General features: G+C 61.7%; 13 protein-coding genes. 6 read left to right on the top strand and 7 right to left on the bottom strand.

All coding sequences use genetic code 11. The features are described 5' to 3' along the window. Positions 1-225: 225 nt before the first annotated feature. The gene (locus OCA5_RS04670; protein WP_012564314.1) at positions 226-1848 is read left to right on the top strand and encodes an ABC-F family ATP-binding cassette domain-containing protein; all 1623 of its coding nucleotides are present in this window, start codon (positions 226-228) and stop codon (positions 1846-1848) included. Between the two features lie 159 nt (positions 1849-2007). On the opposite strand, the gene uvrB is transcribed toward OCA5_RS04670, so the two are convergent. Beyond that, positions 2008-4953 (bottom strand): excinuclease ABC subunit UvrB, encoded by a 2946-nt coding sequence (gene uvrB, locus OCA5_RS04675; protein WP_012564313.1) that lies wholly within the window; start codon positions 4951-4953, stop codon positions 2008-2010. Between the two features lie 40 nt (positions 4954-4993). After that, entirely contained in the window at positions 4994-6043 is a 1050-nt protein-coding gene (locus tag OCA5_RS04680; protein ID WP_012564312.1) for a hypothetical protein, read from the bottom strand. A gap of 195 nt (positions 6044-6238) precedes the next feature. On the opposite strand from OCA5_RS04680, the gene OCA5_RS04685 reads away from it, so the two are divergent. After that, positions 6239-6937, top strand: coding sequence for a glutathione S-transferase N-terminal domain-containing protein (locus OCA5_RS04685; RefSeq protein ID WP_012564311.1), 699 nt, complete (start codon positions 6239-6241; stop codon positions 6935-6937). A 3-nt stretch (positions 6938-6940) separates the two neighbouring features. Beyond that, positions 6941-7636 carry a glutathione S-transferase family protein gene (locus OCA5_RS04690; RefSeq protein WP_012564310.1) on the top strand — a complete coding sequence of 232 codons (696 nt, stop codon included), beginning with the start codon at positions 6941-6943 and terminating at the stop codon, positions 7634-7636. Between the two features lie 16 nt (positions 7637-7652). On the opposite strand, the gene OCA5_RS18665 is transcribed toward OCA5_RS04690, so the two are convergent. Beyond that, positions 7653-7856 (bottom strand): cysteine-rich CWC family protein, encoded by a 204-nt coding sequence (locus OCA5_RS18665; protein ID WP_012564309.1) that lies wholly within the window; start codon positions 7854-7856, stop codon positions 7653-7655. Between the two features lie 65 nt (positions 7857-7921). Beyond that, positions 7922-8707 carry a lyso-ornithine lipid O-acyltransferase gene (gene olsA / locus OCA5_RS04695; RefSeq protein WP_013912885.1) on the bottom strand — a complete coding sequence of 262 codons (786 nt, stop codon included), beginning with the start codon at positions 8705-8707 and terminating at the stop codon, positions 7922-7924. A 278-nt stretch (positions 8708-8985) separates the two neighbouring features. Between olsA and OCA5_RS04700 the strand changes: the two genes are divergently transcribed. After that, positions 8986-9336: a DMT family protein gene (locus OCA5_RS04700; RefSeq protein ID WP_013912886.1), complete on the top strand. Its 351-nt coding sequence runs from the start codon at positions 8986-8988 to the stop codon at positions 9334-9336. Between the two features lie 194 nt (positions 9337-9530). On the opposite strand, the gene OCA5_RS04705 is transcribed toward OCA5_RS04700, so the two are convergent. The 3 genes from OCA5_RS04705 to OCA5_RS04715 form a co-directional block, all read right to left on the bottom strand. Next, positions 9531-9725, bottom strand: coding sequence for a hypothetical protein (locus OCA5_RS04705; RefSeq protein WP_012564306.1), 195 nt, complete (start codon positions 9723-9725; stop codon positions 9531-9533). 137 nt (positions 9726-9862) lie between these two features. Further along, a complete protein-coding gene (locus tag OCA5_RS04710; protein ID WP_012564305.1) occupies positions 9863-10519 on the bottom strand; it encodes a glutathione S-transferase family protein in 657 nt (218 codons plus the stop codon). Between the two features lie 205 nt (positions 10520-10724). Then, the gene (locus OCA5_RS04715; protein ID WP_012564304.1) at positions 10725-11966 is read right to left on the bottom strand and encodes a glycosyltransferase family 87 protein; all 1242 of its coding nucleotides are present in this window, start codon (positions 11964-11966) and stop codon (positions 10725-10727) included. Positions 11967-12194: 228 nt separating this feature from the next. On the opposite strand from OCA5_RS04715, the gene OCA5_RS04720 reads away from it, so the two are divergent. After that, positions 12195-13397 carry a pyridoxal phosphate-dependent aminotransferase gene (locus OCA5_RS04720; protein ID WP_012564303.1) on the top strand — a complete coding sequence of 401 codons (1203 nt, stop codon included), beginning with the start codon at positions 12195-12197 and terminating at the stop codon, positions 13395-13397. A gap of 298 nt (positions 13398-13695) precedes the next feature. Next, positions 13696-14217 carry a DUF992 domain-containing protein gene (locus tag OCA5_RS04725; RefSeq protein ID WP_012564302.1) on the top strand — a complete coding sequence of 174 codons (522 nt, stop codon included), beginning with the start codon at positions 13696-13698 and terminating at the stop codon, positions 14215-14217. Positions 14218-14245: the final 28 nt, after the last annotated feature.

Consider the following 14245-nt stretch of genomic DNA (forward strand, 5'->3'; position numbering starts at 1 on the left):
AACGCGCCGCCGACCTCAAACGATGGCGGTTAATAACACCTTTCGCGGCTGCATTTCAGCCTCTGCCGCATCACGTCATGCACAAATATTTCTCATAGGCATTGCCGCAATGCTGTCGCATTTCTGAAATCTCGCGCTTCGCCGCAGTTCATCGATGGAACTGTCTCTTTCGCAAGCGCGCCGCATGCCTTAAGAGCCTGCGCAATCCCAAATCAGTGCGGCATCATGATTCGTTTCGACAATATCGGTAAGCAGAACGGCCATCAGATCATTTTCATCGAGGCACAGGCGACGCTTCTCAAGGGCGAGAAGGCCGGTCTCGTCGGGCCCAATGGCTCGGGCAAGACCACGCTGTTCCGCCTCGCCACCGCGCAGGAACTGCCGGACGAAGGCCAGGTCGCGGTCGAGCGCGGTGTTTCCATCGGCTACTTTAGCCAGGACGTTGGCGAGATGGCAGGCCGCAGCGTCGTCTCGGAGGTGATGGATGGCGTCGGGCCGGTGAGCGAAGTCGCGGCCGAACTGAAAGAGCTCGAAGCCGCGATGGCCGATCCCGATCGCATGGACGAGATGGACGAGATCATTACTCGTTATGGCGAGGTGCAGGCGCGCTTTGAGGAACTCGATGGCTACGCGCTGGAAAGCCGCGCGCGCGAAGTACTCGCGGGGCTGAGCTTCACGCAGGAGATGATGGACGGCGATGTCGGCAATCTCTCTGGCGGCTGGAAGATGCGCGTGGCGCTGGCGCGCATTCTGTTGATGCGGCCTGACGTGATGCTGCTCGACGAGCCGTCGAACCATCTCGATATCGAAAGCCTGATCTGGCTCGAGGGCTTCCTGAAGAATTACGACGGCGCGCTGCTGATGACCTCGCACGACCGCGAGTTCATGAACCGCATCGTCAACAAGATCATCGAGATCGATGGCGGTACGCTGACGTCCTACACCGGCAACTATGATTTCTACGAGCAGCAGCGTGCGCTGGCCGACAAGCAGCAGCAGGCGCAGTTCGAGCGCCAGCAGGCGATGCTGGCAAAGGAGATCAAGTTTATCGAGCGCTTCAAGGCGCGTGCGTCTCACGCAGCACAAGTGCAGAGCCGGGTGAAGAAGCTCGACAAGATCGAGCGTGTCGATCCGCCAAAACGTCGCGAGAGCGTGTCGTTCGATTTTCCGGCCGCGCCGCGCTCGGGTGAGGATGTTGTTACGCTGAAGAGCGTGCAGAAAGGCTATGGAGCGCGCCGTATCTACGACGGGCTCGATTTTCAGATCCGCCGCCGCGAACGCTGGTGCGTGATGGGCATCAACGGCGCGGGCAAGTCGACGCTGTTGAAACTCGTCGCGGGCGCGGCTGACCCGGATGACGGCAGCGTCGCGGTCGGCGCCAGCGTGAAGATGGGTTATTTCGCCCAGCACGCGATGGATCTGCTCGACGGCGAGCGCACAATCTTCCAGTCGCTGGAGGATTCGTTCCCGCAAGCAGGACAGGGAAGCCTGCGCACGCTCGCGGGCTGCTTCGGTTTTTCCGGCGATGATGTGGAGAAGAAATGCCGCGTGCTCTCCGGTGGCGAGAAGGCGCGTCTCGTGATGGCGAAGATGCTCTACGATCCGCCGAACTTTCTGGTGCTGGACGAGCCGACCAACCATCTCGATATGGCGACCAAGGAGATGCTGATCGCGGCGCTGTCGGAATATGAGGGCGCGATGCTGTTCGTCTCGCACGATCGCCACTTCCTCGGTGCGCTCTCCAACCGCGTGCTGGAATTGACGCCCGACGGCATCCATCAATATGGCGGCGGCTATACGGAATATGTCGCGCGCACCGGGCACGAAGCGCCGGGGGTGGGCGGGTAGAGCGATTTTTCTTGTTATGAAAACGAAGTCGTCATTGCCGGGCTTGACCCGGCAATCCATCTTCTTGAAAGGACTCTTCTTTCCGATGGATACGCGGGTCGAGCCCGCGCATGACGATTCCGAGTAAACCTGAACCATTCAAAACAGATCGTTCTGCAACTACCTCTTCTTCCACCCACCGCGATGCCCCGGTGCGCCGCCGGTTGAGCGTGGCGCGGGGCCTTTGACCACGCCGCCGAATTCCTGTCCGCCCTCGCGCATCGATTTCGGCTTGTAGATTCGGCTCTCGCTGCCCGGTCCCATCTCATCGAGCGTCGGTTTACGTGCACGGCTCGGCTTCTTCGCTTCCGCGCGGTCGGGCTTCACCTCGTGCCAGGTGGCGATGCCCATCTCATCCAGCGAAGGCTTGTGAATGCGCGACTTGCTTCCCGGCTTCGACTTGTCCGCGCGGGGCGGCAGGTTGGCGCTGTCGCCGTATTTCTTCGTACCAGTATAGGCGCCGGCCTTGCCGGTGATTGCCTTCTGCTTCGCGGTTGGGTCGTCCACCACGGCGAGTTCGGTGGCACGCAGGCGCTTCACCTCGTCACGCAGACGTGCCGCTTCCTCGAAATTGAGATCGGCAGCCGCCTCGCGCATCCGCGTTTCGAGATCGGCGAGCACCGTCTCGAAATTGTGGCCGATGGCGACTGTGTCGTCAGCCATGCCGCCGTCACCGACTTCGACCAGCACATGGTCGCGCTCATAGACCGAATTGAGAATGTCGCCGATCGATTTCTTCACGCTCTCCGGCGTGATGCCGTGAGCTTCGTTGTAGGCGACCTGTTTTTCGCGGCGGCGATCGGTTTCGGCGATGGCGCGCTCCATCGAGCCGGTGATCTGATCGGCATAGAGGATCACCTTGCCGTCGACGTTGCGCGCGGCGCGGCCGATGGTCTGGATCAATGAGGTCTCGCTGCGTAGAAAGCCTTCCTTGTCGGCGTCGAGAATCGCAACCAGTGCGCATTCGGGAATGTCGAGGCCCTCGCGCAACAGGTTGATGCCGACCAGCGCATCGAACGCGCCGAGCCGCAAATCGCGGATGATTTCAATGCGCTCGATGGTGTCGATATCGCTGTGCATGTAGCGGACGCGAATACCCTGCTCGTGCAGATATTCGGTGAGATCCTCCGCCATGCGCTTGGTCAGCACGGTGACGAGCGAGCGATAGCCGTTGCGTGCGGTTTCACGGACCTCGCCGACAAGGTCGTCGACCTGCGTGCGGGCGGGGCGAATATGTACCGGCGGATCAATCAGGCCGGTCGGGCGGATGACCTGTTCGACAAACACGCCGCCCGATTGTTCGAGTTCCCATGCCGCGGGCGTCGCCGACACCGCAACTGACTGCGGGCGCATCATGTCCCATTCCTCGAAGCGCAGCGGACGGTTGTCCATGCAGGAGGGCAGGCGGAAGCCGTATTCGGCGAGCGTCGCCTTGCGGCGGAAGTCGCCGCGGAACATGCCGCCGATCTGCGGAATCGTGACGTGGCTTTCGTCGGTGAACACCAGTGCGTTGTCCGGCACATATTCAAACAGCGTCGGCGGCGGCTCGCCCGGCTTGCGGCCGGTGAGATAGCGTGAATAGTTCTCGATGCCGGCGCAGCTTCCTGTCGCCTCCATCATTTCGAGATCGAACGTGGTGCGTTGCTCAAGGCGTTGCGCTTCCAGAAGCCGGCCCTGCGCATGCAACTGGTCGAGCCGCCATTTCAGCTCAGTCTTGATGTTCTTGATCGCCTGAATGAGCGTCGGCCGCGGCGTCACATAGTGCGAGTTCGCGTAGATCTTGACGAATTCGAGTTCGTCGCTTTTGTGGCCGGTGAGCGGATCGAACTCCTCGATGCTCTCGATGGTGTCGCCGAACAGATTCACGCGCCAGGCGCGATCCTCGTAGTGCGCCGGGAAGATGTCGATGGTGTCGCCGCGCACGCGAAAGGTGCCGCGGGTGAAATCGGCCGAAGTGCGCTTGTACTGCAGAGCCACGAGATCAGCGATGATCTGCCGCTGGTCGATACGCTCGCCCTTCTTCATGGCGAAGGTCATCGCGGTGTAGGTCTCGACCGAGCCGATACCGTAGATGCACGACACCGACGCAACGATAATGACGTCGTCGCGCTCCAACAGCGCACGTGTCGCGGAGTGACGCATGCGGTCGATCTGTTCGTTGATCGAGGAATCCTTCTCGATATAGGTGTCGGTGCGCGGGACGTAAGCTTCCGGCTGGTAGTAGTCGTAATACGAGACGAAGTATTCGACCGCGTTGTCCGGGAAGAAATTCTTGAACTCGCCGTAAAGCTGGGCCGCGAGCGTCTTGTTCGGCGCGAGGATCAGCGCCGGGCGCTGTGTTGCCGCGATTACCTGCGCCATAGTGTAGGTCTTGCCCGAACCGGTGACGCCGAGCAGCACTTGCGTGCGGTCTTGCCGGTTGATGCCTTCGACCAGTTCCTTGATCGCCTGTGGCTGGTCGCCCTTCGGTTCATATTCGGATTTCAACTCGAGACGCACGCCGCCTTCGGATTTCTCCGGGCGTGGCGGGCGATGTGGCGTCCAGATCTTGTCGCCGCGGAATTCTGGGCGCCCGTCGCGGATCAGCGCCTCCAGCGCTTCGGCGGTCGCCTTGACGCCGAGTGCCTCCATCTTGTTGCGCGCGGGACGGAACGCGTCGTCGTCCTCGACATCGTAGCCGAGTTGCTTGGCAAGCTCCGGGTCGAGCGTTGGAATGGTGGCGCTGGTGCCGTAGATCGCCTGCGGCTTCTCTTCCATCCCGCCTTGCGTGCCCTGCGATTGCGAATAGGGCTGCGGCGGAGCGGGATGATGCGCGTCGGCATCGAACGTCTTCGGCGTCGATTTGCGTGCGCGGTGGATCGCGGCCTCGCCGCCCGAGCGGCGGTCCCAGGAATTGTCCGGCGGCGGCTGCAGGCCGGTGGAGGAACCGATCCCGCTTTCGCCACGATTGATCGCGGGATTCAACAGCTCCGCAAGCGCGGGCGAGATCGGCTTCACCGCGGCGCGGCGTGCTTTCGATCGCGGCGCTTTCGGAGGATTTTTGGGAGAATCTGGATTTTTCGCCATGGGCCGAATATGGGGCCGCGAGGCGCACAGGAAAAGGGTTTCAAGCGCCGGTGTCGGCAGGCCTCAACCGTTTCAGCATCGCAGGCATGCGTGCATCGACCCAGGCGGTGATCGCCGCCTGATAGCGATGGTAGTAGAGGCCGAAGGCGATGATGGCGACGCCGATCAGCGACAGCGCGAATGGAAACAGAAGCGAGTCCTTGAAAACCACTGCAGCAAGATCGCCGAGATAAAGGGCAATGCCGATGGTGCCGGCGACCGCGAACACCCGCCGGCCGAGGAACACGGCGAGAAACAGGAAGCCGACATTCATCGCGCAATAGGCTGCTTTCTGCAGGGCTGTGCCGCTCGTGGTGAAGGAAATGCCGCCCCAGAACGCGAGCACGCCGAACAGATAAAGCCAGAAGGCAAAATCGCCGGCGCGCTGGCGTGCGTTCACCACCACGGCCGCAGCGAGCATGGCAAGGCCGAGCCAGATCGAGACCTGGCGTGAAATCTCCCAATTGTGGGGTTTGCCGACGATCCACTGCGCGAGGTCCATCGACAGGAACCAGAGCGCCAATGCCATGATGAAGGTGAAGAACGGAAAGCGATAGAAACGCAGCGCCACAGCCGAGGCGGCAATCGTGGCGATCTCCATCGGAAACCAGCTTCCTTTGAGCCAGAGCGGGCCACGCAAGGAATCCGGTTTGCCGAACTCATTCCAGAGCCCGAACTCATGCTGCATGCCATAGACCGCGAGCGGCGCCATCGACACCGCGATTGCAATCAGAAGTCCGCCCGGCGTGCGCAGGTTCTTGACGGTCCATAGGTAGTGTCCGGCATATGCAAACACCGCCGCGTAGATCAGCGCGGTCGCGGTGAGTGCCTTTCCGCCCATCTGCGCGAACGCGAGCGTGCTGAACAGGCCCATTGCGGAGATCACGATCAGCGCACCGGCGTACCAGAGCACATGTACGACATCGAATTTCGCAGTGGCCGGCGATGCCGATCCGCGCACCTGCAGAAACGTCAGCAGCGATTCCAATTGCCCAGGCGAGATGATGCCGGCCTCGGACGCAGCTCGCAGGTCGGTCTTGGAATACGACATGGCGTCCTCGGCAGGCTTTTTTAAAGCGATACGTCGTTTGTCTCACCGGGCGGGAAGCGGTGCAATCAGCCGCGCCGGCTACATGGCGGCAATGAACAATCGGTGAGGGCAGGGCGTTCTGGTTGACTTGGGGGAGCAATCGCGCAAAGTTCATGCATTCGCATGAATCTGCTCTTTTCCATCGGAACCCACAACATGATCGATCTTTACTATTGGACCACGCCGAACGGCCACAAGATCACGCTGTTTCTGGAAGAGAGCGGTCTTCCCTACAAAATCGTGCCGGTGAACATCAGCAAAGGCGATCAGTTCAAGCCGGAATTCCTCGCATTCTCGCCGAACAATCGCATGCCTGCGATTATCGATCAGGCGCCGAACGACGGCGGCGAGCCGGTGAAGATTTTCGAATCGGGCGCGATCCTGATTTATCTCGCGGAGAAGGCCGGCAAATTCCTGCCGACCGATATGCGCAAGCGTTTCGACGTGCTGCAATGGCTGATGTGGCAGATGGGCGGCCTCGGGCCGATGGCCGGGCAGAACCATCATTTCGTGCAGTACGCGCCGGAGAAGATTCCCTACGCGATGGAGCGCTACATCAAGGAGACCAACCGTCTCTATGGTGTGCTCAACAAGCGCCTCGCCGATCGCGAATTTATCGCCGGTGAATATTCCATCGCCGATATGGCCTGCTATCCGTGGATCGTGCCGTACAAGAACCAGCAGCAGAATCTTGATGATTTCCCGCACTTGAAGCGCTGGTTCGAGGCGATCTATGCGCGGCCGGCCACCGCACGCGCCTACAAGCTCGCGAAACAGGTGAATCCCGACAAGACGCCGACGGTGAATGAGGAATCGAAAAAGATTCTGTTCGGCCAAACCGCGGGCAAGGCGTAAGCCGTGGCACGGCGACTTTATGAGCTAGCCGGCAGCGATCCGGCGCGGCTTTTCAGCCCCTATTGCTGGCGCACGCGCATGGCGCTTGCGCACAAGGAGTTGGACTTCGAATCGGTGCCGTGGCGTTTCGCTGAGAAGGACGTCATCGGCGCACATGGCTCCGAAAAGGTGCCGGTGCTGGTCGATGATGAAATCTGCGTCAACGATTCCTGGGTGATCGCGGAATATCTGGAGAAGACCTATCCGGATCGCCCCTCGTTGTTCGGCGGCGAGGGCGGACGTGCAATGGCGCGCTTCATCAACAACTGGAGCGATATCTCCATCGGCCAGATGGCGCCGTTCATCATTGCCGATATCCACGCGCAGCTCGATCCGGGCGACAAGGATTACTTCCGCAGGACCCGCGAGAAGGGCATGGGCAAGCCTCTGGAAGAAGTGGTCGCCGGGCGTGAAGCGCGGCTCGACGATTTGCGCCGCTGGCTGCACCCGCTGCGGATGACGCTGCGTACGCAGCCGTATCTCGGCGGCGCCAAACCGAACTATGCCGATTATGTCGTATTCGGACCGTTTCAGTGGGCGCGGGTGACGAGTCCGTTCGAGCTTTTGAAGCCGGACGATCTGATCCATGCCTGGCGCGAGCGCATGCTCGATTTGTTCGACGGCATGGCGCGAAAAGCCCCGGTGGTGGATGCTGCCTGAATGCGCGCGGCCTGTTTCAGGCCTCGCGATGGGTATTTGCACTTGCGCGCAGGCAGGCGGGACACAGGCAGTCTTCGCCTTCCTTCGGCATCGGCAGGCGTATGGTTTCTTCCACGCACCAGCACTGTCCGGACAGGTCGCATGTGAAGGCCGTGCCGCATCGCGCGCACAGGAGCCGGCGCGAGATCGGAAGAGCGGGATTGGGCGACGAATCGGTCATAGCCGGTCAGCGAGGTCTGAGTTCAGGCTCGCGCCATCCGTTGCGGCGATCAAGAGCTAAAGCGGCTAGTGCGCGCCGCGCAAGGCAGCTGCGGTCATGGTGCGCACCGCGCTCTCCGCCCGGCGGGCAATGTATTTGCGGTCAGCACCGGGATTGCAGGCGATAACATCGCCCCAACTCACCGTGACGTCGATCGCGCCCATGCTGAGCACGCCGAGAAGATGCGGCACGAGATCGGCCTCGCCATACCACGCGACCTTGTCGCGCAGCGCACGGCCGACCGGTACGCCGCCGAACCTCACATAAGCCAGCGAGACCGGCTGCACCACGACATCCCGCGGGCCGTTGAGGTCGTCGATCGTGTGATGCACGGCGCCGACGAGCGCGGAACGGAATGGCAAGATGCGGGTGCCGTTGCTGGACGTGCCTTCGGGAAACAGCACCACGCTGTCGCCATTGTCGAGACGGCTGGCCATCGCGGCAGTAGCTTCGCCGGTCTTGTGGCGCTGCTCGCGCTCGATGAAGACCGTGCGTTGCAGCTTTGCGAGCAGACCGAACACCGGCCAGCCCGCGACTTCGGATTTCGCGACGAACACCACAGGGGCGAGCGCGCTCAGCACCGAAATATCGAGCCATGAGGCGTGGTTCGACAGGATCAGGATTTGTTCGGCACTGGCGCGTTCGCCGATCTCGTGGATACGCACGCCGAGCAGCCGGCACACGATACGATGGAAAACGACCGGCACCTTGCGTCGCAGGCCGTTCCCCAACACCAGGCCGAGAACATGCAGCGGCGCCAGCACCAGAAAGGTGAGGCTGAGTGTGAGAATGACGAGAACGGCGCGGATCATCACGGACCGGGGAAGATATCGAGTTCGCCGCTTATACCTTGCCGCTGCGCAAGAGGTGTGCAGAAAAAAGCGACCGCAAGCCGGAGCCCGTAGGGGGAACGGGTGGGCTGAGATCGCAGGTGACGTCGTCGGCAAAGCAGTCGCATTCAACACCTAGCCGTGATTTGTTGCGGGCGTATGACGGAGGGATTCTCCTCCGCTCCGACCTTCAATCGGAGGCCGGGTTTGTGCCAAGCCGGGCCTCGACCTCGCTCCGTTATTTCAAATCAGGACATCCGATGCCGACCATTCCTCCCGCGATTTTGCCGATCGTGATGCTGTTTGCCTCCAACTGTTTCATGACCTTCGCCTGGTACGGGCACCTGCGCTTCAAGACCGCGCCGCTCGCGCTCGTGGTGATGGCAAGCTGGGGGATCGCGCTGTTCGAATACTGGCTCGCGGTGCCGGCCAACCGCTGGGGCAGTGCGGTCTATTCGCCGGTCGAACTCAAGACCATTCAGGAAGTCATCACGCTGATCGTCTTTGCCGGTTTCTCCGCGCTTTATCTCAAGGAGCCGCTCGGCTGGAATCACGCCGTCGGCTTCGCCTTGATCGCGGCGGGCGCATTCTTGATATTCCAGAAGGGCTGAGACGGCGCAGTTGTCGGCGTCAAAAGGATCGTACGCCCGGACAAGACTGTCTCGTCCTCCGAATGCGCTTTCGTCAGGATCAAAAGGGATGCGAGAATGAGGATGGCCGCAGCGAGCGATGCGGCAACAAAAACGACCGACAGTTTCATCGGCAACCCCGGGCGGGTGGGAATGTGCAAGCCTAATGGCGCCGTTCACACGATGGCGTTCACAACGTGAATGGACAGCATGGTGAGCGAGACGACGAGCCCCGCGGACAGGCAGAGCGCGGCAATGGCGGCGGCTGCGCGGTTGTGAGTCAGACGCGGGGTTGAGGGCGCGGACAGGTATCCGAAGCCCTGACGAGAGCCTGGGCTGGAGTTTTGGACGACGGTCTTCGAACGCATCATGCGGCATCCTGGACGTGGTGCGAATCACCCCACCCGAAGAAGTGACAGGTTTTGCCGTTTGAAATTTGGCAGCGCCGGGCTGGAATAAGGCGGAAACGTGGCCGGTAGGCCGGGAGTTCCAATCTTGGCCGGTCCGTTTAATCCACCCGTGCCACGAGGCCGATGTCCTTTCCGGCGGTGGCTGCGCGGACCCAGTCCATGCGCACGAAGCGTGGCTCACTCTCCATCCGCTGCAGCCAGGTCCGCAGCGCCGGGAATTCCATCAGGCTGAAATCGCACTGCTCGGCGACGTGGGTGTAGCCGTACATCGCGATATCCGCGATCGTGAGGTGCCCCGCCACGAAATAGTCGTGGGTCCGGAGATGGGCCTCGATCACGCCGAGGGCGCTGTAGCCGCGCTCCATCCAGTCCTCAAGCGCATGCATCTGCAGGTCGCGCCCGCCGCGCACCAGTGCCAGCCAGAAATAGGCCGCACCGACGCTCGGCTCGAGCGCATGCTGCTCGAAGAACATCCATTGCAGCGCTTCGGCACGCTCGATCGGAGTTTTCGGCGCGAGCGCCGTATCAATGGCGAGATACCAGAGGATCGCGTTCGATTCCGCGAGGTAGTGCTGTTCGCTGACTTCGAGAAGCGGCACCTGTCCGCGCGGATTCTTGGCGAGGAAATCCGGCGTGCGGCTTTCCCCGCGCAGGATGTCGATCTCAATCACCTCAAACGGAATGTCGAGAAGGGCGAGTGCGAGCCGCACCTTGTAGCTGTTGCCCGAGCGCTGCATCGAATAGAGCTTGTACATCCGTCCATCGTCTTGTTGGGCGGTGGATAGGTGTCCGACCGCAGAGCTTTGCGCAGGCAACCAGAGGTTCGCACGGGCAACGTAAGGCTTCGCAGCACAGACAATGAGGTGCGGGTGGGAGGCCTGCAAGGGCACTGTGCTGGAATAGTTGAAAGTTCTCTTTTTCGCAGCCTTTGTGGCATCAACCGCCTTCTGCAGCGTGCAATCACATCTTTGCGAGTTTGTTGGGCTGTGTGTGCAATTCGCGTCGGGCCTGCAGCAAAATCGTGAAGTGAAAGGTGAGGGTCGCTAAAAAGCCGAGCGGCAAAGCGAGTGTTCCTGCCACAGTGCGGGTGAGAACCGGCACGATCCAGAGCGCGGCCAATAGAGAAATCTCGTAAGGGCGGAAGCCTTCGCGCAGGCCCCGTGCCGCGAGGAAGGCGATCGCCACCGCAAGTGCAATCAGATCGTAGTCGAGGATGTGCGGCGAGCAGAGAAGGCTGCCCGACACGAGCAGAGCCGCCTTGGTGGCCGCGTCGCAGCGCGAGCGCCATACCCACACGAGGCTCACGATGGTCGCGCCCGAGACGAGGGCCTGCACGGCATAGGCGAGCGGGGTTTCCCCACCCCAGAGGCGCACCACGGCGAAGGCGCTTTGCAGCTTCTCAAATCCGACCGCGCCGCTTTCGAGCAGAAGTTTGCGCGAGACGCCGGCCGAGGCGAGGAACGCGCTCCATGCCTCAGTGCCGAACAGCAGCATCGTGATGCCGATAAGCGAGGCGAGTGTGATGCAAGCCGTGGCAATCGTCCGCCATCGCCCCGCCGCGAGTAGTGCGAAGGGAATGGCGAGACCGAACTGGGGCTTGTAGGCGAGTGCTGCGAACAGAAGGCCCGCTAGCACCGGCCGGCGTGGCAGCACAACAAGAGCCGCGCCGAGAAGGGCCGCACTGAGAAAGCCGTTCTGGCCGTGGCCGAAATTGATCAGGACGGCCGGGAATGCCACTGCGATCAGAAGCCAGGTGCGCCGGACGATGGGTCGGTCACGCACGGGGCGCAGGATGGCCCCGATCGTCGCGAGATAGAGCGCGAACGTGCCGAACTGCCAGAGCGCGAGTGCGGCCGGGTAGGGCAGCGCTGCAAGCGGCGCCGCGATCAGAAAGAAGATCGGTGGATAGAGCCAGGCGTAATAGGGCGTGGCTGGGCCGAAGATTTGCTGCTCGCGGGCGTGGTGCAACGCCATGTCATAGGCATCGGCGGCGTGGCCTTCGAGCGCGAACCCGCCCGCAGCGTAAAAGCTGGAAAAATCGGTCCCGACCGGTTTGCCGTTGCGGTCGCTCCAGCCCTCCGCAAGGCCGAGCCAGACCATGGCCGCGGCAACGCTGATCGCGAGCACGATCAGGCTGTAGCCGCGGATGCGCTCAACCGTGAGCCATTCTCCCGATCTCACCTGGTGCCAGAAAAGCCGCATGCGGGGGCCGATTCCATCGCCTCGTCCCGCTCTTGGCGGGAGCACCGCACGCTAGGTGACCCGGTTTAATCTTTCGTGATGAGGCGGGCTGTCTTTTGCGAGGGGATTGAGCCGGTTGACACCTTGCACCGTGGTCCCTGGAGTTTTAGTGTGCGGCGCACTTTTAGCCGAAATCGCGAAACCGGGGGGCGCAAGCCCGGCCGTTCGCTTGTCCAGATGGAGACATTGATGCCGTTCCTGTCAGCCGCCCTCGACCGCGTGAAGCCGTCCGCGACCATCGCGGTCACGGATAAAGCGCGACAGTTGAAAGCGGCAGGTCGCAATGTGATTGGTCTTGGCGCCGGCGAGCCTGATTTCGACACCCCTGCCAACGTCAAGCTTGCGGCGATCAAGGCGATCGAGGCCGGCAAGACCAAGTACACTGCCGTCGACGGCATTCCCGAACTGAAGGAGGCGATTGCCGCCAAGTTCAAGCGCGAGAACGGCCTGACCTATGCCGCGAACCAGATCACGGTCGGCGCCGGCGGCAAGCAGGTACTCTACAACGCGCTGATGGCGACGGTGAACCCCGGTGACGAGGTCATCATCCCGGCGCCGTACTGGGTGAGCTATCCGGATATGGTCGAACTCGCCGGCGGCACGCCGGTGCCGGTGGTCTGCACCGCCGAGCATGGCTTCAAGCTACAGCCCGCCGATCTCGAAAAGGCGATCACGCCGAAGACCAAGTGGATCATCCTGAACTCGCCGTCGAACCCGACCGGCGCGGCCTATACCGAGGCCGAACTCAAGACCATCACCGACGTGCTGGTGCGTCACCCGCATGTCTGGGTGATGACGGACGACATGTACGAGCATCTCGTCTATGACAATTTCAAGTTCACGACCGTGGCGCAGATCGAGCCGAAACTCTACGATCGCACGCTGACCGTGAACGGCGTCTCGAAGGCCTATTCCATGACCGGCTGGCGTATCGGCTATGCTGGCGGGCCGACGCAGTTGATCAAGGCGATGGCGACCATTCAGTCGCAGTCGACCTCCAACCCGGCGTCGATCTCGCAGTGGGCGGCACTCGAGGCCCTGACCGGCCCGCAGGATTTCATCGCCACCAACGCCGAGCTCTTCAAGGGCCGGCGTGACCTCGTGGTTTCGATGCTTAACCAGGCGAACGGCATTCAGTGTCCGCGCCCGGAAGGCGCGTTCTATGTCTATCCGTCCTGTGCCGGCACCATGGGCAAGACGTCGCCGTCCGGCAAAAAGCTCGCGACCGACGAGGATTTCGTCACCGAGCTTCTGGAGAGCGAGGGCGTTGCGGTGGTGCAGGGTTCGGCCTTCGGCCTCGGCCCGGCATTCCGCATTTCCTATGCGACCAAGAACAGCGATCTTGAAGAGGCATGCAATCGCATTCAGCGTTTTTGTGCAAACTTGCGGTAAGCAATTGGCGCTAGTGTCCCGAATCCGAAGTTGGTCACATCATGCAGCCCCTCAGTTGCGAACTTCGGATTCGAAAGGACACTAGCAAATCTATGATTCTAGTGTGGTTTAGGTTCAGAAGTTCGCTTGAGGGGCTCGCAGAGAAAATGAAGCGAACTTCTGAACCTCCACACTAGTCTCGCCATTGTGACTTGCAGAGAGAGAGCAGCGTGATAATGCGCAACTCTCTCTTTACCTTATCGAACTTCCCACCTATCCCAACGCATCACCGTTGATTGCGTGTAGTCGGAGACCTTCCATGCGATTTTCCTATATCGTCGGCGCAGCATCCGCCATTTTCCTCGCGTCGTTCGCCACCGCGAATGCGCAGCAGCGTGTTCAGGTCGGTGTCCTTCACTGCCATGGTGGCCCGAGCGTCGGCCAGATCCTGAGCTCGGTGACCGAGCTCGACTGCGTGTTCGAGAGCCGCGGCCGCCGTCCGGAAGGCTACGTCGCGACCGTCCGCCGTTTCGGCGTTGAACTCGGTGCGACCCGCGAGACCCAGCTCGGCTGGCGCGTTCATGCCCCGACCGTCAAGGTTGGCCCCGGCGACCTTTCCGGCCGCTATGGTGGCGTTGGCGGCAACGTCGCGATCGGCGTCGGCGGCGGCAGCAACTTCCTGATCGGCGGTTCGGAGAACTCCTTCGCGCTGCAGCCGCTCAGCCTGCAGGGCCAGACCGGCCTCAACGTGTCCGGCGGCGTCGTCAGCCTCGAGCTGCGCCCGGTCGGTTACGTGCAGCGTGGCCCTGTCAAGAAGAAGCACAAGCGCCATCATCGCTGATCGGCTCTGAGAATTCTGAAATATATCG

It is taken from the genome of Afipia carboxidovorans OM5 (assembly GCF_000218565.1).
In the GTDB taxonomy this organism is placed as follows: Bacteria; Pseudomonadota; Alphaproteobacteria; order Rhizobiales; family Xanthobacteraceae; genus Afipia; species Afipia carboxidovorans.

Excerpts from the sequence above, each read along its gene's own strand:
- OCA5_RS04670 (WP_012564314.1), top strand. The coding sequence starts at position 226 with ATGATTCGTTTCGACAATATCGGTAAGCAGAACGGCCATCAGATCATT.
- uvrB (WP_012564313.1), bottom strand. The coding sequence starts at position 4,953 with ATGGCGAAAAATCCAGATTCTCCCAAAAATCCTCCGAAAGCGCCGCGA.
- OCA5_RS04680 (WP_012564312.1), bottom strand. The coding sequence starts at position 6,043 with ATGTCGTATTCCAAGACCGACCTGCGAGCTGCGTCCGAGGCCGGCATC.
- OCA5_RS04685 (WP_012564311.1), top strand. The coding sequence starts at position 6,239 with ATGATCGATCTTTACTATTGGACCACGCCGAACGGCCACAAGATCACG.
- OCA5_RS18665 (WP_012564309.1), bottom strand. The coding sequence starts at position 7,856 with ATGACCGATTCGTCGCCCAATCCCGCTCTTCCGATCTCGCGCCGGCTC.
- olsA (WP_013912885.1), bottom strand. The coding sequence starts at position 8,707 with ATGATCCGCGCCGTTCTCGTCATTCTCACACTCAGCCTCACCTTTCTG.
- OCA5_RS04700 (WP_013912886.1), top strand. The coding sequence starts at position 8,986 with ATGCCGACCATTCCTCCCGCGATTTTGCCGATCGTGATGCTGTTTGCC.
- OCA5_RS04705 (WP_012564306.1), bottom strand. The coding sequence starts at position 9,725 with ATGATGCGTTCGAAGACCGTCGTCCAAAACTCCAGCCCAGGCTCTCGT.
- OCA5_RS04710 (WP_012564305.1), bottom strand. The coding sequence starts at position 10,519 with ATGTACAAGCTCTATTCGATGCAGCGCTCGGGCAACAGCTACAAGGTG.
- OCA5_RS04715 (WP_012564304.1), bottom strand. The coding sequence starts at position 11,966 with ATGCGGCTTTTCTGGCACCAGGTGAGATCGGGAGAATGGCTCACGGTT.
- OCA5_RS04720 (WP_012564303.1), top strand. The coding sequence starts at position 12,195 with ATGCCGTTCCTGTCAGCCGCCCTCGACCGCGTGAAGCCGTCCGCGACC.
- OCA5_RS04725 (WP_012564302.1), top strand. The coding sequence starts at position 13,696 with ATGCGATTTTCCTATATCGTCGGCGCAGCATCCGCCATTTTCCTCGCG.